A 17,827-nucleotide genomic window follows, 5' to 3' on the forward strand; every position below is an offset into this window, starting at 1 on the left:
TGGGCGTGCAGGCAAAGCCTGCACGCCCAGCCGTGTTCGGCCGGACAATCACCGGTACTGCTCGAAAAGTCATCACTGAAGCTCAAGCTGCATATCGGTACTCGTTGATCACCCCATCTGGGATCCGCTTGCGGACGGGGCCGACAGCCGGAGCCGTCAAGGTCATGCGCCGATCTGGGGTTCTCGAACGTCTGGCGGTAGCTGGTCGCGGCCCTTGCCGATGTCGTGTGCTGTGACCACCCGCGTCACCCGGACCGAGCCCAGTCGCGAGTGGACGCGGACTTCCGCGAACACGACGCCGTAGGACAAGCCTGGGAGGTTCGGCCCACTGCCCGTCGCCTCAACCGGCTCACCGGCCCTGCTCACCACAGTGCGGTAGCTGTCCCGGCGTTGGTGGTTCCGGGCGTGGATCAGGTGACCGTGCCTGGTTTCGACCTCGTCGCCGGGACACCGGACAACGGGGATCGTTCGTCGGCCACAGCCAGCCGCACGACCGCGTCCCGTGCGGCTCTGGCCGCTCGGTCCACCGGGCCGCTGACGCTGGCGATCGTGGCCGACGCGGCCGACAGACCGGCGGCGGGCAGTGCTGTGTCGCCGATGTGCGCCTGGATGACGTCGAGTGGCACGCCCATGGCGTCAGCGACGATCTGGCTGATGATCGTGCCGGTGCCGATGTCCTGGGTGGCTGTGCGGAGCACGACTTCGCAATCGAGACCGACCGTGACCCGGGGCAGTGGACGGCATGGCACCGAACGTGTGCATCTCGCTGGCCATCCCCCACCGGACGTACTCGTCGCCGTCCTTCGTCGCGCCGGCTTGCGCTTGCGCTGCGACCACCCGAACGCCTGGGAGGCCATGTCGTAGCACTTGAGCAGGTGCTTGCTGCCGAACCGCCGCCGGTCTCCCGGTAGAACTCGGTGTGGTTGCGCCTGCGCAGTTCCAGTGGGTCCATGTCCAGCGCCCAGCCGAGTTCGTCGAGAGCGGTTTCCAGTCCGAGTTTCCTGTGGGTGTTCGAGGACCTGGTGGAGGGTGCCGACTTCGATCTGCCGGCCGGCCGCGCCGGGTTCGAGTACGCGTTTCCCGGTACCGGGATGGCGGGACCCGCTGCCGATCCCGAAGCCTTCTCACCCGGAGCTGACGTTCAAGCGGGTGACGACCGACGAACAGCTGCTGGTGTACGCGGACATCAACTCACGCGCGGTCACCCGCAAGGCGTTGCACGAGGCGTGACGCGCGACCGGAATCACGCGTGCGACGCTGCACGCCACAACCGCCGGAGCGCCGGTCTACCCCCGGATCGGTTTCGAGGCGACCTCGTCGATGCGGTTCTACGCGCTGAAGAGCTGGCCGTCCCTGGCCGGCCGAGCACTTGCCGTGACCATGAACAGCCTCAGCCGCCACCGCGGATCGGTCGGTCAGAGGTCTCGGGCGCGGCGAAGCCCGACGCTGCCGCGGAGTTCGCGCCGCACGAGGTCCGCGACCGTCCCCCACTGGCTCGCCGGGAAGAAGTGGCCCCCTGGCAACTCCTCCAGGGTGAAGGACCCGGTGGTGTACCGCGTCCACCCGCCCACGTTCGGCACGGACACGATCGGGTCGTCGGTGCCGGCGAGAGCGGTGATCGGCGCGGTGATCGGCGGGGCGGGCGCGCATCGATAGGTCTCGATCGCCCGGTAGTCGTTGCGCACGACGGGTAGCACCATCGCGCGGAGCTCCGCGTTCCGCAGCACGCCCGGTTCGACGCCGCCCAGCGACTCGATCTTCGTGATCAGGTCGTCGTCGGACATGAGGTGCGCGCCCGCGTCGCGTTGCAGATGTGGTGCCGCTCTGCCGGACACGAACAGGTGCGGGACTGGGGTGGACGCTGCCTGCAGCCGTCGCGCCACCTCGAACGCCACTACCGCGCCCATGCTGTGTCCGAACAGCGCCAGCGGCCGGCTGGTGTCCAGAGCGGCGAACACCTGGTCCGCCAGCACGTGCAGGTCGTCCACCGGCCGGTCGCGGAGGCGGTCCAGGCGGCCCGGGTACTGGACGGAGGACACCCGCACCTCGCCGGCGAGTTCCGCGCTGAGCCTGCTGAACCACCCGGCGGAGCCGCCCGCGTACGAGAAGCACACCAGGTGTGGAGCTTCCTCGGGCGCGGCGTGGAACTTCCTCAACCAGCGGTCGCCCTGGGCGACGTTCGCCATGTTCTTCCTCTTCCGATCGGTTCGCCATGACGCCGAAGCGGTTGCCCTCGGACAAGTCCATCTCAGTTGGCAGGGACGTGCCAAGCCCCTGAGCGCCGGGAATGCCCAGACCGCGCGGGTGGCGCGGTCCGGGCATCCGATCAGCCGCCGAGCAGACGGCTGAGGTCGTCCTCCGGCGTCAGGTAGCTGCCGGGCTCTGCGCGAGCGTGGCGTAGTCGGAACCGAACGCGCCCATGAACACACCGACCGGGTGCTCGTGCAAAGCGCCCGGGACGACGCCGGCGTTCTCCAGCGCCTCCCACGCCAGCTCCAGCGCGAGCCGCTGCTGCGGGTCCATGTCCGCCGCTTCACGCGGAGAGATCCCGAAGAACGCCGCGTCGAACCGGTCGACCTCGTCGAGATAGCCGCCCCAGCGGGAGTTCGCTCGGCCGGGCCGCGACAGGTCCGCGTCGTACAGGGTGTTCGCGTCCCACCGCGCGGGCGTGGTCTCGGTGATCGCACCTGCACCGGTGACGAGCAGGTCCCAGAAGGCGTCCGGGTTCGCCGCCCGGGGCAGGCGGCAGGACAGTCCGGTGACGGCGATTCCATCCCGCGCAGCGGCAGCAGCGTGTTCGGGCGTGATCATGTGCAACTGAGTTCCTTCGATCGGCGGTGAAGTCGTGCGGAGGTGAAGTCCTGGCGCGGTTCGGTCATCGACCCCTGCCACAACCAGGACCCACCGCCTGAAATGCCACCCGCGAAATGAGAACGCTGCTGCATTGCTCAGATCAGGATTCGACGTAACGGGAGCGGAGGTTGCCCAGGTAGACGGTGGCGTCGCGGTGCGGGTGGTCCTGAGCACCGCGGCGGTGCAGGTCGAGGCTGCCGTCGGGGTGCAGGCGCAACGTGGTGGTGGCTCGCCGGACAGGCTCCGCCCTGCCCCTGTCCGCGAGGTCCAGCACGGGCGTGCCAGGCGGGAACATCTCGAGGGCGTCGGCGGTCGAGGCCACCGGCTGGTGGCCGGTGCGGTTCGCGCTGCTCACGTAGAGGACCGGGAACGAGTCCAGCACCGGGCGCACCGGGGGCCAGCGGGCGCCGAACAGCAACGCCCAGCCGTCCTTGGTGGCAGGTGTCAGCCAGCCGGGAACGCTGACCGACATCGGCACGAGGAGGGTCACGTGCTCGTCGGCGAGCAGCCGGAGGGCCATCTCGGCCGCGGCCGGATCGAGCGTCGTCGCCGAGATGATCTCGGTGAGGACGTCACGGCCGTGCGCCCACACCGCGACAGCCTGGCCGACCGGACGGCCCTTGGCGGCGTTGACCGCGGCCGGGGTCGTGGCGGTGACGACATGCGTCAGCGGAGCCGGGTTCGGCAGCACCACCGCCTCGCCCCGGCCCAGGGCATCGCGCACGCCCTCGATGCCGACGATCACCGCTGCACAGCTCCGGCACGCATTCCGTCGAGGTAGTGGGCGAACGCCTGGTCGTCCACCACCGCGTGGCCCTGCTGGTAGGCACGGGACTTGACCCACGACATCGCCGTGCGCGCCCCGGTGACGTCCAGGTCGTGACCCAGACGGGCGGCGACGGCGGTGACGACACGAGCGCTGGCCAGGTGGGTCAGCACGATGCTCGGGGTGATACCGAGCTGCTCCGGGTCGAAGGGCTGGAACAGCTCCGGGTGCACGAACGGGGTCCCGGTGGAAATCGTGCCGACACCGGTACCCACCACCGGGGTGGTCACACCCAGCGGCACACCGATCTCCTCGGCCACCGCCTGGGCCAGCACGGGCAGCCGGGTCAGGTCCGGGGGCGTGCACCACAGGTCAGCGTCGCCGCCGAACAGCCTCTTCGCCCGGTCGGCCCGATACGCCAGCAGGAACAGCACCTGTTCGGTGGCCACCAGGCCAGAGCGCTCCGCAACGCCCAACCACGAGGACGACACCACGCGCACACCGCTTTGCAGTGCCGCCAGCGTGTTGGCCAGGCCCAGACCGAGGTCGTTGTGCGCATGCGAGGCGAGCACGACACCTTCGGACCGCGCAGCCGTGAACATGGCTCCCGCGTCGGCAGGCAACTGGTCGCCGACCGTGTCCGCCAGGAACACCACACCCGCTCCCGCAGCGGTCAGCTCACGCGCAGCGTCCGCGAGCAGACCGTGATCGGCACGGGAAGCGTCAGCCAGGCACACGTCCACCGCGACCCCGGCACCCAGTGAGTCGGTCACCAGCGCGGCACCGGCACGCACGGCCTCCGCAGCGGGCCGGTGCATCATGACCTGCGACATCGCCTCCGACGCCGGAACCACCAGCATCACCCGCGCATGCGCCACGCCCTGCACGGAAGCGATCGCCTGCCGCACGTCGACGGCCGTGCCCCGGCACACCGCGGCAGGACTCACCACGCCCTCAGCCTCCACCGCGACCCGGCGCACGGCCTCGAACTCCTCCTTGCACACCGCGGGGAAACCGGCGGCGAACACCACGTGCCGAGGACCATCCTCGCCGAAGATCGCACCCTGCTCACATGCCAGGCGCACCCGGAACTCCGTACTCATCAGAGTCTTTCCCTGCGCCCCGTCCCGCGCCGACTCCTCCCAGAGCACGACCTTGCCGGCCAACGCCGACTCCCGCACCACATCCGACTCAGCCATCACTACCCACCGTCGCCAATCTGTTCTCGTCAACTCTGATGCCCACACCACTGCGTCGCCGCATTCGCTGGGCGAACCCGGTCCGTCTCCTGGTGGAGCTGATTCTGCGTGGATGTCCGTCGCGGAGCTCTTCACATCCATGCGGCGAATTCTCTGGGTGTCGGCGCCTCGATCTTGAAGCGGATCGACCACCCGCACACCACGGAAAACCGCAACGACAAAACACCCGTCGAGACTGAACTGCGGCATCATCGACGAGTACAGCGTTTCACCTGGTACGCGACAGAACGGCGAGGACAGGATGACTTGCGGCGTCCTCGCCGCAAGTCTCGACCACGCCAGCCGCATCGCCCGGCAGAACGGCTGAGCACACCACTCGCGAGTCGTCCGCCGCGGCAACTCCTCAGAGGTGCGGCCACCCTTCGAACGGTGGCGTCACAATGCTAACCAGTTCTGCGTTGGCCCCACTGCGGAAGTCCGCAGTACCAAAGGTGAAACTCCGACGCCCGCGGTGATGACCGCGAGGACATGCCCTCCCGCCGGCGGCGGTGACGTCGAGAAACTCTCACCGGAAGACCAATGGACAGCCTCACTCCAGCTACGAAAGCGTGACCCGGATCGCAGATCGACGAGCAAGGCGCTGCGGTTGTCCACGGCGTCGGCAGGTCGCGTCGCTGAATGGATCGATCCCCGATCGCCTATGTTGCGGCACGGCGCATCGACCAGGCTGCCGAAACACCCGGCTAGCCGCGAGGAAGTGGCAGCCGCGTCACCGGAATGCGGTGTCCAAAGACGAGTCGACCGCGCAGAGCACCGCTTCGCCGAGCAGGGCTGGAATCGCGACGGGCGGTACCAGGGTGGGCCAGGTAGCGCCGGTTCCCCGATTGGCTCCTGCGACCTTTCGTAGACGCAGCACCGTCGTCAGTGCGACGACAGACACTCGGAACACGTTCCGAGTGTCGGAACACCGGCTTGTCCCAGGATGACCGACTCGCCAGACTGTCCAGAAGGGCGCTCCGGAAAGTATCTGGAACGTAGGATGAGCATGCTCTTTCATTCCCACGGAGCGACAGTCCGAGTGACAATGCGCTCTGCCTGACCCGTCAGCTGCTCACGCCCGGGGCTTGACGGCCTGAGCATGTGATTTCCACCCAAGTGAATCACGGTCCGCAGCGGTCGCCGGTACTTCCCCGTCTTGCCATTGCGAGCCCCCAGTGTGCGGATCGGTCGCAGGCGGTAGTCAGGGCTTCGGTCCGGAGCGGGAGAAACGCCACCTCACCACCCCGACGACGCTGCCTCCTGCCGACAGATCCAGTTCACGCCCGTGCTGACGCGACCACTGCAATCGGTGACCTCGTCAGTCACTGGGCTCCGCCCCAGCAGGCGGTCATCACGATCGGAGCGTGACCTTGCGAATTCTCTTCACCGTCGCGAATTCACCGTCCCACATCCGGGCTCTGGTGCCGATCGCCAGGGCTGCCGAGGCTTCAGGACACACGGTCAGGATCGCCACCGCCGCGACCTCCGCCGAGGACATCACCGCCTACGGGTTCGATCATCTACCGGCGGGTCTCGACATCCTGGAGCTCGTAGCGCGGACGCTGAAGGAATCCGGTACGACGTTCGCAGAACTCACGGCGATGGAGAGGACAGTGGACTTCTTCATCGGCCCTCCGGCCGAGGCGATGGCCACCGACATCATCAACTCGGAGTGGAATCCCGATGTCATCGTCCGCAGCACGCTCGAGTTCGGTGGCGTGCTCGCCGCCGAAGTGCTGGGCGTGCCGCACGCCTCCGTCGCGATCGGTGGCGCGATCAACGTGATCTCGCCACCTGCCACGCTCGCGCCGCTGATGGCCCCGCTCCGCGCTTCGTTCGGCCTGCCGCCCGATCCCAGCGGGGAGGCGAACTTCAGCCATCTGCACGCTTGCCTGATGCCCGAGACTTACGATCCAGCAGAGGCCGGCGTACCCCGCTCCAAGTTCTACCGGCACGAGAACCCCGGAAGGCGGGGCGATGCCATGCCGCCTGTTCTGGCACAGTTGCCCACCGACAAGCCGTGGGTGTTCGCGAGCTTGGGCACGCTGGCCGCGTTCGCGTCGGACGGCCTCTCGCTGCTCGAATCCGTCATCACGGCCATGGCGCGACTGGACTGCGTCGCGGTGGTCAGCACAGGACGCGGCGTGGAACACGAAGCGTTCGGCCCTCTGCCGTCCACTGTGGTCCTGGTGGAGTCGGTTCCCCAGCCGCTTCTGCTGGAGTGCTGCGATCTCTTCGTCACACACGCCGGTCAGAACAGCGTCCGTGAAGCGATGCGATGTGGCGTTCCGCTCGTCTGTATGCCCATGTTCTCAGAACAGCCGTACAACGCACGCAGGTGCGCGGAAGCCGGCGTCGGCGAGCAACTGCACACAGAAGCAGTGACGGCGGACGACGTTCTGGCCGCCTGCCGGAAAGTTCTGGAGGACCCGCGATACCGGAGCAACGCTCGGCGGATCCACCGTGACATGCTCGCCCTGCCGCCACTCGAGACGTTCGTCGCTGACCTCCAGTCGTTGGTGAGAGGCGAAAGCGCCCGTTCGAACGGTCACTAGCCGAGCTCGAGTTTCAACCTGTTCGGCGGGGTCGGAGGTCGCTGGACCTGGTCTTCCTGCCGCGTATGACTTCTTGTTCGTCTGTGCTGGTGGCGGTGTGAACGTCATCGCGCGCTGCGTGACAGGTCAGTTGTGGCCGCAGGTCGCGAGACCCCCTGCGGATGCGTGATGGGCTGAGCCGTTGGGCCGGAAGGGTTTCTCCCAGGGACGGCGCAGATCGATGGTGAGGTCGCGGGCGAGGCGGAGCCGGGTGTAGGCGGTGAGCAGCAGCCAGGTCCAGCGGTCGGCGGCCTCGGGTGAGCGCAGTTCGGGTGTTCGCGTGATCGTAGGACCTACGCTGACATCCCACGTGATCCGCCCTGCCGCATCGGCCAGGGCTTGCAGCGTGATCAAGATTCGCTGCCGGACACCGAACCGCTGTCCCGCCACGGTGCGCCGTGAGGTGGCCCGTACGTGGTCAACGGCCCGTGGATGAGCGTCGGGTGGCTTGCTCGACGAGCTGGGTGGACGCGGTCTGTGAGTGGCATCCCCTGGGGAGGAGCGTTCAAGGGGTGCCACCCGCAGACCGCTGGAGTGCGCCGGCTGCTCGCTGACCACTGACGGTTGGCCAGGCTGCCGTGCCGCCAGGCCTCAGTAGGGGTATTGGGCGCGGCCCCGGTTGACCGAGACCCACTTCAGCGTCGTGAACGCGTCCAGGCTCCAGTCGCCGTTCATGCGGCCGAGCCCGGACTGCTTCTCACCGCCGAACGGGACGTTCGCCTCGTCGGCGATGGTCGAGTCGTTGACGTGGATCATGCCGGTGTGGAGGCGCCTGGCCAGCTCGACACCCTTGTCGAGGTCGCTGGTGTGGACCGCGCCCGACAGGCCGAAGCGGGTATCGTTGGCGATCACCACCGCCTCGTCCTCGGTGTCGAACGGTACCAGGCACGCGACCGGGCCGAACAGCTCCTCCTGCATCACCGACATCTCGGGCGTGACGCCGGTCAGCACGGTGGGGTGGAAGAGCGTGCCGTCCACCTCGCCACGCAGCAGCACCTCGGCGCCCTCGGCGATGCCCTGTTCGACCTGCTCGGCCAGCCGGTCGGCCTGCCGCTGGTTGATCAGCGGGCCGAGGACGGTGTCCGGGTCGCGCGGGTCGCCGACCGGCAGGGACGCGGCCTTCGCGACGTACCGGGAGGCGAACTCTTCGAACACCTCGCGGTGTACAAGGACCCGGTTGGCCGACATGCACACCTGGCCCTGGTGGGTGAAGCGGCTGAACACGGCCGCGTTCACCGCCACGTCGAGGTCGGCGTCCGCCAGGACGATGAGCGCGCTGTTGCCGCCCAGCTCCAGGATCGGCTTCTTGAAGTTGCGGATCGCCACCTCGGCGACGTGCCGCCCCACCTCGGCCGAGCCGGTGAACGAGATGACCCGCGGCAAGGGGTGCTCGACGAAGGCGTCACCGATCACCGGGATCTCCGTGATCACGACGTTGAGCAGGCCGGCAGGCAGGCGGGCCGCCTCGAAGACCTCCGCGATCAGCGTGCCGCCGACGATCGGGGTGTCCTCGTGCGGCTTGAGCACTACACCGTTACCCGCCGCGAGCGCGGGCGCGACGGACTTCATGCCGAGGAAGAACGGGAAGTTGAACGGGCTGATGACCCCGACGACGCCGACCGGCTCCCGGTACACCCGGTTCTCCCGATCGGGGTTGGGGGACGGCAGGATCCGTGCGTCCATGCGCAGCGGGAAGGTGGCGCTCTCCTTGAGCATGTCCAGCACGAGGCCGATCTCGAAGTGTGCCTTGAGCCGCGTGCCGCCGAGCTCGTCGATGATGATGTCGACGATCTCCGGCGTGTGGTCCTCGACGTAGGAGACCGCCCGCTCGAACACTGCCCGCTTGTCCTGGGGGCTCACCCTGTCCCACTCGGACCTGGCGCCCTGGGCGGCCCGGTATGCCTCGTCGACGTCCGCGATGCTCGCGCAGTTGAACTCCGCGATCGTCGACCCGTCGAACGGGTTGCGGTCCACCAGAACCTCGTCCATCGAACCGGTGCGCCATTCACCGCCGATGAACTGCTTGTGGCGCCTGGTGTTCTGTTTGCTGTCGCGAGTGTTGTCCATGAGGTCTCCACGTCTCGGTGTGCCGGGTGTTGTGGTGGCTTGCAGGGGCTTCGGGAGTGGTGCGGCGCCAGCCGGGGGAAGCGCCGGCGCCGCACCACCGGGTTGCTCGTCTGCGCTGTGGACCGAGGCGGGCTGGTCCGAGCCGCGGCTGAAGGAAATGGCCGCACAGGCCAGCGGGAGGATGGTCTTGCACCGATTACGCAGATCCTGGCGAAGCTGGGTCCTCGGCGGTGCTGGTGCTGAGCACCCAGCCTGTGTGCGTGTGTTCCAAGTGGACGAGCGGCGCCGGCTGGTCGTGCACCGTGCACGTGACGGCGCGGCGGACGCCGTTCGTGTCGGCGGTGGCGACGGACGGGCTCGCGATGGGCGCGTGTCAGGCAGCCATCGTGGCGACGACCACCTCGAGAGCGTTCTTGCGGAACATGAGGATTCCCTCCTTCCGGTGTCAGCGGGGGCTTGGGGTTCTCGGGCCGGGTTCGCGCGGTCACGTGCTCCACGTCCAGGCGTTGGGGCCGGCGGGCAACAGGTGCGGAACCTGTGGCAGCGGCTCGGGAGGACCGATCCGGTGAAGATCGGCAAGCCGAAGGAGGAGCGTGTGGATCACGATGAGCGCTTCGAGCCGCGCCAGGTACCGGTCGGGGCATTCGCGGGCGCCGTGCCCGAACGCCAGGTGTCCCGAAGCACCGCGTGCTCTGCGCGCCGCGTCGAGCTGGTGCGGGTCGGCGAAGACGTCATGGTTTCGGTTCGCGGCCGCGAAGTTGACGCGATCAGCGTGCCCGTCGGCACCTCGTGTGAACGGAGGCGGGTGGACCAGGTGGTGATCCGCACAAGACCGGTGTGCGTGGTGTGGACACGCATCGTTTCCGCGAAGCACCGGCGAATGAGGTGGTGCCGTTGCGGTTTGCGCTGACGATCCGCGCCGCTTCCGCCGCTGTCCAGGAGCTCCAGACCACGCTCCAGCCGACCGGCGGCGCGTACGTCGAACATCGCCTCAAGTGTGTGGCGGCGTCGTGCAGCGTGCGTGCAGCCGGCACCTGGCTGTCGACCTGGGCCAAGTGGTCGATGGCGGGCTGCAACAGCTCGTCGACCGCGTCGCAGTAGCGGCGAACCCGGTCCGCGTCTTCGACTGGGTAGCGGCAGGGCACACCGAGACATCGGGCAACCTCGATGAAGACCCCATCACCGAGACCTGGTGTGATGACCCCGCGGTCCGGCCACACCAGGTTCGGCCGCAACAGCACAGCGGCCACCACCGTCCGGGAGCTGGCCGCGACGACCACCTGGCTGGGCTCGACCTGGTGCCGGTGTGCGATCCACTCAACACGTCCGGCGGTCAGCGCTGCCGAGTGGCGGTGGGCGCGCGTCGAGCGATGTCGGCGCCGCTGTCCGCACCGAGTCGGTTGTGGACCAGTTCGCTCGCGGAGTCCTTACCGGCGGGCGCGTTCTGATGGCGATCGGGGCGGTGATCATGACCGCGACCCGGTTCCCGAGCAGGGCGAGCCACGTCCCATCAGCCAGTCCGTGCGCTGGAACCGCTTCGTGAGGTCGGCGCGGGGCTGAGTGGGGTTCGCGACACGCAGGTGCTCGGCGACCGCGTCCACGCCGTGGAGACTCTCGAGCGCCGCACGCCCCCGTTGCTCAGCGATCGGGAGCAGTTCGGGGAGCCTGGGGTTGTCGCAGAGCACCGAGGGCTGCGACCGGAACTCGTAAACGCGGCCGATGGGCTCCGTCAGGCTCAGGTTCTGCACGGTGTGCGCGTACTCGCGCCCGGCCGGGATGGGAAGAAGGTCGCCGGAGTACTGCACGGCGTCGTGTTCGAGCTGCTCCCCGTGAAGGGTGAGCGCCCCCTCCGCGGGGCATTCGGTGGGCAGCACGAGGACGTGGGTCTCGGGGTGGTGGTGGGGGTGAGCGAGGAAGGCGCCGGGCACGTCCAGTCCGCCGACGGAGAGACGCATCCCAGGCGTGTTGCCGCCAGGTTCTCCGTCGACGAGCGGCCGAATGCGATGGCCTTGCGGGGTGACGACGGGGGCGACTGACTCGAATGGGACCACGGCGCAGCGGCCGGGTGCGGGCGTCCAGTTCTCCCAGTGCTCGCGGGCGGCGTCGGCCTTGGCCGCAGCCTGATCGTCAAGATCCGGTCGGGCCAGGTTGCCGACGAGCAGGCTGCTGGTGGAGCGCACCACGTAGCCGGTGGCGCCTACGTGCTCGGACAGGACGTCAACGACGTAGGGAGTCCCCCGTGGGATCGTCAACAGGTCCCCTGGCCACTGGACGGACCAGAAGCGCAGGTTTTCGCCGTGGTAGGTGAGGACTGGGCCGCCGGCGGTGAACAGCAGGACCGTGTCGCCGTCCGGGTGCTGCTGCGCGTCGCTGCGGAAGTTCGCCGGGAGCTCCAGCCCGCCGGCGGCCAGGGAGAATCCGGGCACGGTGCCGTTGGCGCGGCCGTCGACGAGGACACGGATCTCCCTCCACCTGGACACGGGCCTGGGTGCGACGGACTTGAACGGGATCGGACGAATGGGGGCCTGCAGCGGCCGGACTGCGTCTGTCCTGTGTGGAGTGATCATCGTGGTCGGGTCCTCTCACGAGCCCTGTGCCGCGTTCTGCCGGCAGGAGTCGCTGTCCGGGGGAGATCAGGTGGCGACTCATCGGGGAACCGCTCACCCGACCAGCACGCAACGCGTGGCGGGAACTGGTTGCGGCGTCGGTGGTTGTGTCGGACGGTGCCGCCGGCTGTCCCGAGATGAGCTGGAAGTCGGTCGGCTTCAAGTGGGTGGACCAGTTGCCGTCCGCGCGCGGCGTTGATGTCCGCGTTGATGCGGACGACGGTGTCGTCGTGGAGGTGGAGGGTGAGCTGGCGGCTGCCGCAGCAGCACACTTCGCGCCGCAGTCTCGGCCGTGAAGGTGACGAGGTGCTGTGCCGGGCGCTCGCGGATACGCGTAGCACCACGTTCGTCGTGACAAGGGGCCAACGAAGACTTGTCCCGAGCCGACGAAAGACTGCTCTGAACGCGTCCTCGAAGCACACCGACTACGTGTACCCAGCGATGATCGCGTCTGCAACCGTCCGTTCCGCAAGCCGGAACAGGACCAAATCCTGACGTAACGCGACCGTCCCAACGCGACTCGACTGAGAACCTCTTCGTCAGGACGCCACCATCCAGAGGTTGCGGAAAACCTGGTCACTCCGACCATGGCGTTGGGCATGTCCACAAGGTGCCTGCGCTTGAGTGGCGATTCGTCTCGTCGCAGGCAACGCACCGCGGCCCTGAGGTCGATCCGGCAGACGGAAGCGACCACCTTCGACCCCGCCGAGGACTTGCCTCTTCCGACCGCCGGGGCGCTCGGCTTCGCGTCGCGCCACAGACACTGTGCCGGCCATCTTCCCGCTCGCCGACTACACAACAGCGACGACGCAGTAGGACGACCTGACCGAAGCCGCGCGGCTCGCGCGCGTCAGAGAGGCGTGGACAACCCGATCCAAGCCCATCGCCGTCGAGGCGGTGTTCCCGGAGGCGGTGCTACAACAGGGCGTGGGCAGTAGGCCCGTGCTGAGGGCACTACTGCTCCACCTCATGGAGGTGAGCGAACTGCCGAAGGTGAGCCTCCGGGTGCCGCCGCACTCGGCCACGGCCTGTCCCACCACGAACTGCTCGTTCACTTGGACGAGCAGTTCGCACCGTCGGCACAACGACGTCTGCACACGGAAACGTTCCTGCGCGCCGAGTACGTCGAAACGCACGCTCAGGTCGAGAAGATGGCGGATCGGTTCTCCGTGTCGCGGGCGTTGGCACTCGACGAAGGCGCGTCGCCAGGTCTGATCGCCGGGGCTGTCGTGTCCTTTTCACAACAGTGACTTCCCGAGCTCCAGCAGCGGCTCGGCAAGGTCAGGAGGATCACCCTTGTCCATGCGCCGCAGTAGCCGACAAACCACGTAGAGCTGAGCGAGGCGCCCTGCATCGCTCAGGAGCACGTCCTGGAAGACCGCACGGACCCGCTCAGCCGCGGCAGGCACCAGGGAGGCGTACACAGCAGCGTCGCCGCACAGTCCCAGCAGGACCTCCCGGACTCCCACTCACCGAGGTCGGTGATCCCGCCGCCCGCGACCCACCAGTACGCGACGAGGGCCAGGCCGGCCCACAGCAGTCCGGCGGTTCGCCACGCAGCCCGGAGCCCGGAGCCGAGCGGACGTCCTCGGCTTGCGGACGGGCTCATGCGCTCCTCCTTCGTTCTCGCCCGTCCCATGCTCGGCACCGAGCCTGAACGCCCCGTCCGAGCGAGCTGTGATTCAGCTGAACCGCATACGATCCCGGGCGTGAGCAATGTCGAGGCCGAGCCCGCAGAAGTGACGTGCACCTCCATCCCCGGCGGCGTGGAAGTCCTGTCCCCGCGCGACGTCCCCTTGGGCGGCCCGCGAGCGATGTCGGTGCGCCGAACCCTGCCTCAGAAGCAACGGTCGTTCATCGGCGCGTGGTGCTTCTGCGACCACTACGGCCCGGACGACGTCACCATGGATGTGGCCCCGCACCCGCACACGGGCCTGCAGACCGTGAGCTGGCTGTTCACCGGCGAGATCGAGCACCGCGACAGCCTCGGCGTGCACGCGCTCGTCCGCCCCGGCGAGCTCAACCTCATGACCGGCGGCCGCGGCATCTGCCACTCCGAGCAGTCCACCGCCTCGTCCTCGGTCCTGCACGGCGTCCAGCTCTGGCTCGCCCTGCCCGACGCCCACCGCGACGCGCCACGCGACTTCCAGCACTACGCCCCGCCGACGGTGGAGGTGGACGGCGCCTCGGTGCGCGTGTTCCTCGGCTCGCTGGCGGATTCGACGTCACCGGTGCGGACCTTCACGCCGTTGCTCGGCGCTGAGATCGTGCTGCCCGCGGGAGCGTCACTGACCTTGGACGTGGCGCCGTCGTTCGAGCACGGCGTCCTGCTCGACACCGGCGACGTGACGCTGGGCGAGACCGCGCTCCAGCCCGGCGACCTCGGCTACGTCGGCACCGGACGTTCGACGCTGGCGCTCTCTTCGGCGGACGGCGCACGGGTGGTGCTGCTGGGTGGCGTGCCGTTCGGCGAGGAGATCGTCATGTGGTGGAACTTCGTCGGGCGCACGCACGACGAGATCGCCGCGTTCCGGGAGGAGTGGCAGGCGGAGACCGACCGGTTCGGCCGGGTCGAGGGCTACCCCGGTGCCCGCCTGCCGGCGCCGCCGCTGCCCGGCGGACGGCTCCGGCCGCGCGGCAACCCGGCCTGACCGGACATCACTTTGCGTGCCGAATTAGCTACGGAAAGCACTTCCGGCTTTAACTGGAATTAAGGTTCCCGAGCTCACGCCGTCCCAACATCCGGGTCGCGAGCCGCCCGTCTCAAGTCGTGATCCCGTCCACAGATGACCGAACCCGACCAGGCCGAACAACACTGAAGGCCTGGTCAGCACATGTACGCGGTCTCGTCTCAACCCGCGGTCGCTGCTGCATGTGAAAAGTCATACTTGAGGACCATTGAAAATCGCGTTCCGATCGATTTTCCTGATCGAGGCATCCACGGAGGCTGCCGGACGTCTAAGGGGGCATGAGGAACGTGACACGAGTGGGCGCCGACTCGACATTCGCCTTCATCGCTCCGTCCGGGCGCCCTCTGCCCGTCGACGTCGAGCTCGGCTACCGCGCCGACGACCCGCACGCCGTGACCATGACGTTCCGCATGGGACGCCAGGAGACCGTGTGGCTCGTGAGCCGGGACCTGCTGGCCGACGGGTTGATCACCACCAGCGGCGCGGGTGACGTGCGGCTGCGGCCCCACAACTCCACGACCGCCGTGCTCGAACTGCGGTCCGACGTGTCGCACGCCGTGTTCCACGTGCGGTCGTCCGAGCTGCAGGAGTTCCTCAACTCCACCTACGACGTGGTCGCCCCGGGCTGCGAGAACGACTACGTCGACTTCGACGCGGAACTGCGCAAGCTGATCGACTAGCACGCGTTTTCACCCGAACGAGCCCGTATCATGGAGTAGTTCCAACCCATACGTTCGAAGTCGTGACAGTGACGACTTCCACCGCGTACAGCAGGGATCTGGGCGACGAACTGCGCCGGCTCCGGCAGAGGTTCACCGGCCTGAGGGGCCGCGCGATGGCGCTGCAGCTCGGCTGGGATCCGAGCAAGGTCTCCAACCTCGAGCACGGCAAGATCCGGGGCAGCGACATCGACCTCGCGCAGTACCTCACGGTCTGCGGCAAGGACATCGACTACTTCGAGGACTTCCTCCGCCGCTACCACAACGCCTTCGACCAGTACCTCGCGCAGATGCCGGACAACACCCGCACCCTCGCGATGACGGAGGCGATGGCCACCGGCATCACGGCCTACGACGTCCTGACCGTGAACAGCCTCCTGCAGACGCCGAACTACGCGCGCGCCCTGCAGGCCGCCACCGGGCAGGCGGCTGAGGACCTGGACAGGCAGGCGGTCATGCGCCGCCCCAACGGCCCCAAGTGCGTCTTCTACCTGCACGAGCTGGCGCTGCGGATGCGGCTCGGCACCAGGCAGGTCATGGAGGAGCAGTACGTGTGGCTGCTGGCGAACTCCGCCATCATCCGCGTCGTGCCGGAAGAGGCGGCCACAGCGGCGTTCCAGTCGACGTGCACGCTGTTCGAGTTCGAGAAGGCGCCACCGCTCGTCTACGCGGAATCCGGCCTGGCCAAGGTCTTCGCCCAGGGCGAGGCCGCCGTCGAGCGCGGCCGCAGGCTCTTCGACCTGCTCGACGAGATCGCCCTGGACGAGAACCAGACGCGGCGCAAGCTCGCGGAGTACCGCGGGCCCACACCTCTGCGCGCGCTGGCTCAGTAGCCGTACACGAGGTCGAACGCGAGCTGCGGGTCGAACTTGCCGGCGTCGACGCCCGGTGCCTTGCCGCACCGCCCGTCCGAGTCGCCGGGGACCTTGACCCACAACAACATCTCCGCACCGCCACCGGTGCGCGCGGGCGTGCCGAGCTTGCGCCCACCGGGGTTGCACCACTCACCGTTGTGGCCGTTGCCGTTGCGGCTGGTGTCGATCACGTACGGCTTGGTGTACCCGGGCAGCGAACCGCTGATCGAGTTCCCGTACGCCGTCGAGGCCGCGGTGGTGTGGTAGTTCGACACGTTGATCGAGAACCCGCGGACGTTGCGCACACCGGCCGAGTCCAGGCGGCCGGCCATGGTCGCGGCCGGCACCCACTGCGCGTTGCCGGCGTCGAGGTAGGCCCACGTGTTGGGCGCCTTGGCCTTGAACTGCTCGGTGGCGTACTTGATCATCGCCGTCCGCTCGGCGACCTTGCCGCTGTCCATGCACCCGAAGTCGGCCAGCGAGTCCGGCTCGATCACCACGACGGCCGGCCGCGTGCCGATCGCCGAAGCGAAGGAGGAGATCCAGGCCCGGTAAGCCTCAGGCGTCCCCGCGCCGCCGCCGGAGTGGCCACCGCACGCGTCGCGGCCGGGGATGTTGTAGGCGACCAGCACGGGCAGCTTGGTGCCGGTCTTGTTCACGTAACCGCTGACAGCGGTCTTGATGTCACCGCTCCAGGCGCCGAACCAGCGGGCGATCGGCTTGGTCGAGATGTTCGCCTTGATCGCGGCCTGGCGCCCGTCGCCCGCGTGGTCGCGCACCCACACGGCGGGGTTGGAGTCGGGGTCGACGTAGAAGCCGTCGGTCAGGCTGACGGGGCTGGCGGCGTGCGCGGCCGGGGCCGTGACGACGACGGCCAGCAGGGCCAGCGCGAGTGCTCTGATCATGGCTTCGAGCCTCGCGCAGGCCGCCTAAGGGGCGGTAAGTCGAGGTTGAAACGGCAGGCAGCTGCGTGCGGCGGCCGTCACGGCGCGAGCAATCCGGCCCGCACCGGCAGCAGCGGCGCGGCGAGAGGGTGAGGCGCCTGGCCTGCAACGGCAGACATCGGTCCTCCGCCACGGCAGACACCAGCCAACAGTCACAGGCCAGCAACCCGGCCCGCTACCGCAGACAGCGGCCAGCAGTCACGGCGCCAGCAACCCGGCCTGCAACGGCAGCAACGGCGCGGCCACCCGAGCCAGCGGCCCGCTCCGCACCACTCCCCCACCCGGCCCGGCGAACGGCGCGGCCGGGTCCACCGAGTCGGGCAGGCGGGCCCACACGGCCCACCTCCCGTCCCAGGCCTGGATCACGTCGAGGTGCCCGCCGGGGAGGAACCGGGCCAGGTGCACCCCTGCGACCTGCCCGGTGTTCCCCAGCAGCGGGAGCAGCCGGAAGCCGCCCTCCCGCCGCAACCTCTCGATCAGCTCCGCGCTGTCCATC

22 protein-coding genes and 1 pseudogene are annotated in these 17,827 nt (G+C 68.6%); 9 read left to right on the plus strand and 14 right to left on the minus strand.

Annotated features, from left to right (window positions below; translation table 11 throughout):
* Positions 1 to 162: 162 nt before the first annotated feature.
* Entirely contained in the window at positions 163 to 465 is a 303-nt protein-coding gene (locus AB0M48_RS32515) for a molybdopterin cofactor-binding domain-containing protein (RefSeq protein ID WP_363849332.1), read from the minus strand.
* On the minus strand, positions 411 to 857 hold the full coding sequence (locus AB0M48_RS32520; protein WP_363849258.1) for a molybdopterin cofactor-binding domain-containing protein: 447 nt from the start codon (positions 855 to 857) through the stop codon (positions 411 to 413). The genes AB0M48_RS32515 and AB0M48_RS32520 overlap by 55 nt, the downstream gene beginning before the upstream one ends.
* 172 nt (positions 858 to 1,029) lie before the next feature.
* On the opposite strand from AB0M48_RS32520, the gene AB0M48_RS32525 reads away from it, so the two are divergent.
* Positions 1,030 to 1,230: a hypothetical protein gene (locus AB0M48_RS32525; RefSeq protein ID WP_363849259.1), complete on the plus strand. Its 201-nt coding sequence runs from the start codon at positions 1,030 to 1,032 to the stop codon at positions 1,228 to 1,230.
* Between the two features lie 185 nt (positions 1,231 to 1,415).
* Here the strand turns inward: AB0M48_RS32525 and AB0M48_RS32530 are convergent, their stop codons facing one another.
* The 5 genes from AB0M48_RS32530 to AB0M48_RS32550 all read right to left on the minus strand — a co-directional run bounded on the left by AB0M48_RS32530 (position 1,416) and on the right by AB0M48_RS32550 (position 6,331).
* The gene (locus AB0M48_RS32530) at positions 1,416 to 2,186 is read right to left on the minus strand and encodes an alpha/beta fold hydrolase (protein ID WP_363849261.1); all 771 of its coding nucleotides are present in this window, start codon (positions 2,184 to 2,186) and stop codon (positions 1,416 to 1,418) included.
* Between the two features lie 178 nt (positions 2,187 to 2,364).
* Positions 2,365 to 2,811 (minus strand): polyketide synthase, encoded by a 447-nt coding sequence (locus tag AB0M48_RS32535; protein ID WP_363849263.1) that lies wholly within the window; start codon positions 2,809 to 2,811, stop codon positions 2,365 to 2,367.
* A gap of 142 nt (positions 2,812 to 2,953) precedes the next feature.
* The gene (locus AB0M48_RS32540) at positions 2,954 to 3,598 is read right to left on the minus strand and encodes a hypothetical protein (RefSeq protein WP_363849265.1); all 645 of its coding nucleotides are present in this window, start codon (positions 3,596 to 3,598) and stop codon (positions 2,954 to 2,956) included.
* Positions 3,595 to 4,818: a 2-isopropylmalate synthase gene (locus tag AB0M48_RS32545; protein WP_363849267.1), complete on the minus strand. Its 1,224-nt coding sequence runs from the start codon at positions 4,816 to 4,818 to the stop codon at positions 3,595 to 3,597. The genes AB0M48_RS32540 and AB0M48_RS32545 overlap by 4 nt, the downstream gene beginning before the upstream one ends.
* Before the next feature lie 1,390 nt (positions 4,819 to 6,208).
* Entirely contained in the window at positions 6,209 to 6,331 is a 123-nt protein-coding gene (locus tag AB0M48_RS32550) for a hypothetical protein (RefSeq protein ID WP_363849342.1), read from the minus strand.
* Here AB0M48_RS32550 and AB0M48_RS32555 point away from each other — a divergent pair.
* Positions 6,279 to 7,412, plus strand: coding sequence for a glycosyltransferase (locus tag AB0M48_RS32555; protein ID WP_363849334.1), 1,134 nt, complete (start codon positions 6,279 to 6,281; stop codon positions 7,410 to 7,412). The genes AB0M48_RS32550 and AB0M48_RS32555 overlap by 53 nt on opposite strands.
* Positions 7,413 to 7,538: 126 nt before the next feature.
* On the opposite strand, the gene AB0M48_RS32560 is transcribed toward AB0M48_RS32555, so the two are convergent.
* The 3 genes from AB0M48_RS32560 to AB0M48_RS32570 form a co-directional block, all read right to left on the minus strand.
* Complete coding sequence (locus tag AB0M48_RS32560; protein WP_363849269.1) at positions 7,539 to 7,805, minus strand: hypothetical protein; 267 nt, start codon at positions 7,803 to 7,805, stop codon at positions 7,539 to 7,541.
* Positions 7,806 to 8,042: 237 nt separating this feature from the next.
* Positions 8,043 to 9,518 (minus strand): aldehyde dehydrogenase family protein, encoded by a 1,476-nt coding sequence (locus tag AB0M48_RS32565; RefSeq protein ID WP_363849271.1) that lies wholly within the window; start codon positions 9,516 to 9,518, stop codon positions 8,043 to 8,045.
* Positions 9,519 to 10,002: 484 nt separating this feature from the next.
* Positions 10,003 to 10,392, minus strand: a complete 390-nt coding sequence (locus AB0M48_RS32570; RefSeq protein ID WP_363849273.1) for a cytochrome P450 — start codon at positions 10,390 to 10,392, stop codon at positions 10,003 to 10,005.
* Between the two features lie 20 nt (positions 10,393 to 10,412).
* Here AB0M48_RS32570 and AB0M48_RS32575 point away from each other — a divergent pair, with 20 nt between their 5' ends.
* Entirely contained in the window at positions 10,413 to 10,619 is a 207-nt protein-coding gene (locus AB0M48_RS32575; RefSeq protein WP_363849275.1) for a hypothetical protein, read from the plus strand.
* 365 nt (positions 10,620 to 10,984) lie between these two features.
* Here the strand turns inward: AB0M48_RS32575 and AB0M48_RS32580 are convergent, their stop codons facing one another.
* Positions 10,985 to 11,998, minus strand: coding sequence for a hypothetical protein (locus tag AB0M48_RS32580; protein ID WP_363849277.1), 1,014 nt, complete (start codon positions 11,996 to 11,998; stop codon positions 10,985 to 10,987).
* A gap of 263 nt (positions 11,999 to 12,261) precedes the next feature.
* Here AB0M48_RS32580 and AB0M48_RS32585 point away from each other — a divergent pair, with 263 nt between their 5' ends.
* The 3 genes and pseudogenes from AB0M48_RS32585 to AB0M48_RS32595 all read left to right on the plus strand — a co-directional run bounded on the left by AB0M48_RS32585 (position 12,262) and on the right by AB0M48_RS32595 (position 13,374).
* Positions 12,262 to 12,420, plus strand: coding sequence for a hypothetical protein (locus tag AB0M48_RS32585; RefSeq protein ID WP_363849279.1), 159 nt, complete (start codon positions 12,262 to 12,264; stop codon positions 12,418 to 12,420).
* 526 nt (positions 12,421 to 12,946) lie between these two features.
* Positions 12,947 to 13,159, plus strand: a pseudogene (locus tag AB0M48_RS32590) (Scr1 family TA system antitoxin-like transcriptional regulator); the annotation flags it as partial.
* Positions 13,160 to 13,179: 20 nt separating this feature from the next.
* Positions 13,180 to 13,374, plus strand: coding sequence for a hypothetical protein (locus AB0M48_RS32595; RefSeq protein WP_363849280.1), 195 nt, complete (start codon positions 13,180 to 13,182; stop codon positions 13,372 to 13,374).
* A gap of 107 nt (positions 13,375 to 13,481) precedes the next feature.
* Here AB0M48_RS32595 and AB0M48_RS32600 read toward each other — a convergent pair whose 3' ends face one another.
* The gene (locus AB0M48_RS32600; RefSeq protein WP_363849282.1) at positions 13,482 to 13,733 is read right to left on the minus strand and encodes a hypothetical protein; all 252 of its coding nucleotides are present in this window, start codon (positions 13,731 to 13,733) and stop codon (positions 13,482 to 13,484) included.
* A gap of 100 nt (positions 13,734 to 13,833) precedes the next feature.
* On the opposite strand from AB0M48_RS32600, the gene AB0M48_RS32605 reads away from it, so the two are divergent.
* The 3 genes from AB0M48_RS32605 to AB0M48_RS32615 all read left to right on the plus strand — a co-directional run bounded on the left by AB0M48_RS32605 (position 13,834) and on the right by AB0M48_RS32615 (position 16,366).
* The gene (locus AB0M48_RS32605; protein WP_363849283.1) at positions 13,834 to 14,775 is read left to right on the plus strand and encodes a pirin family protein; all 942 of its coding nucleotides are present in this window, start codon (positions 13,834 to 13,836) and stop codon (positions 14,773 to 14,775) included.
* A gap of 317 nt (positions 14,776 to 15,092) precedes the next feature.
* Complete coding sequence (locus tag AB0M48_RS32610) at positions 15,093 to 15,494, plus strand: SsgA family sporulation/cell division regulator (protein ID WP_319985033.1); 402 nt, start codon at positions 15,093 to 15,095, stop codon at positions 15,492 to 15,494.
* A 62-nt stretch (positions 15,495 to 15,556) separates the two neighbouring features.
* Positions 15,557 to 16,366 (plus strand): helix-turn-helix transcriptional regulator, encoded by an 810-nt coding sequence (locus tag AB0M48_RS32615; protein WP_363849285.1) that lies wholly within the window; start codon positions 15,557 to 15,559, stop codon positions 16,364 to 16,366.
* On the opposite strand, the gene AB0M48_RS32620 is transcribed toward AB0M48_RS32615, so the two are convergent.
* Both AB0M48_RS32620 and AB0M48_RS32625 read right to left on the minus strand, forming a co-directional pair.
* Positions 16,360 to 17,292 (minus strand): glycoside hydrolase family 6 protein, encoded by a 933-nt coding sequence (locus tag AB0M48_RS32620; RefSeq protein WP_363849286.1) that lies wholly within the window; start codon positions 17,290 to 17,292, stop codon positions 16,360 to 16,362. The genes AB0M48_RS32615 and AB0M48_RS32620 overlap by 7 nt on opposite strands.
* A 237-nt stretch (positions 17,293 to 17,529) precedes the next feature.
* The gene (locus AB0M48_RS32625; protein ID WP_363849288.1) at positions 17,530 to 17,826 is read right to left on the minus strand and encodes a hypothetical protein; all 297 of its coding nucleotides are present in this window, start codon (positions 17,824 to 17,826) and stop codon (positions 17,530 to 17,532) included.
* Position 17,827: the final 1 nt, after the last annotated feature.

The sequence above is a fragment of the Lentzea sp. NPDC051208 genome (assembly GCF_040682435.1).
In the GTDB taxonomy this organism is placed as follows: Bacteria; Actinomycetota; Actinomycetes; order Mycobacteriales; family Pseudonocardiaceae; genus Lentzea; species Lentzea kristufekii.

Excerpts from the sequence above, each read along its gene's own strand:
- AB0M48_RS32610 (WP_319985033.1), top strand. The coding sequence starts at position 15,093 with ATGAGGAACGTGACACGAGTGGGCGCCGACTCGACATTCGCCTTCATC.
- AB0M48_RS32535 (WP_363849263.1), bottom strand. The coding sequence starts at position 2,811 with ATGATCACGCCCGAACACGCTGCTGCCGCTGCGCGGGATGGAATCGCC.
- AB0M48_RS32545 (WP_363849267.1), bottom strand. The coding sequence starts at position 4,818 with ATGGCTGAGTCGGATGTGGTGCGGGAGTCGGCGTTGGCCGGCAAGGTC.
- AB0M48_RS32530 (WP_363849261.1), bottom strand. The coding sequence starts at position 2,186 with ATGGCGAACGTCGCCCAGGGCGACCGCTGGTTGAGGAAGTTCCACGCC.
- AB0M48_RS32565 (WP_363849271.1), bottom strand. The coding sequence starts at position 9,518 with ATGGACAACACTCGCGACAGCAAACAGAACACCAGGCGCCACAAGCAG.
- AB0M48_RS32585 (WP_363849279.1), top strand. The coding sequence starts at position 12,262 with ATGAGCTGGAAGTCGGTCGGCTTCAAGTGGGTGGACCAGTTGCCGTCC.
- AB0M48_RS32620 (WP_363849286.1), bottom strand. The coding sequence starts at position 17,292 with ATGATCAGAGCACTCGCGCTGGCCCTGCTGGCCGTCGTCGTCACGGCC.
- AB0M48_RS32600 (WP_363849282.1), bottom strand. The coding sequence starts at position 13,733 with ATGAGCCCGTCCGCAAGCCGAGGACGTCCGCTCGGCTCCGGGCTCCGG.
- AB0M48_RS32520 (WP_363849258.1), bottom strand. The coding sequence starts at position 857 with ATGGCCTCCCAGGCGTTCGGGTGGTCGCAGCGCAAGCGCAAGCCGGCG.
- AB0M48_RS32625 (WP_363849288.1), bottom strand. The coding sequence starts at position 17,826 with ATGGACAGCGCGGAGCTGATCGAGAGGTTGCGGCGGGAGGGCGGCTTC.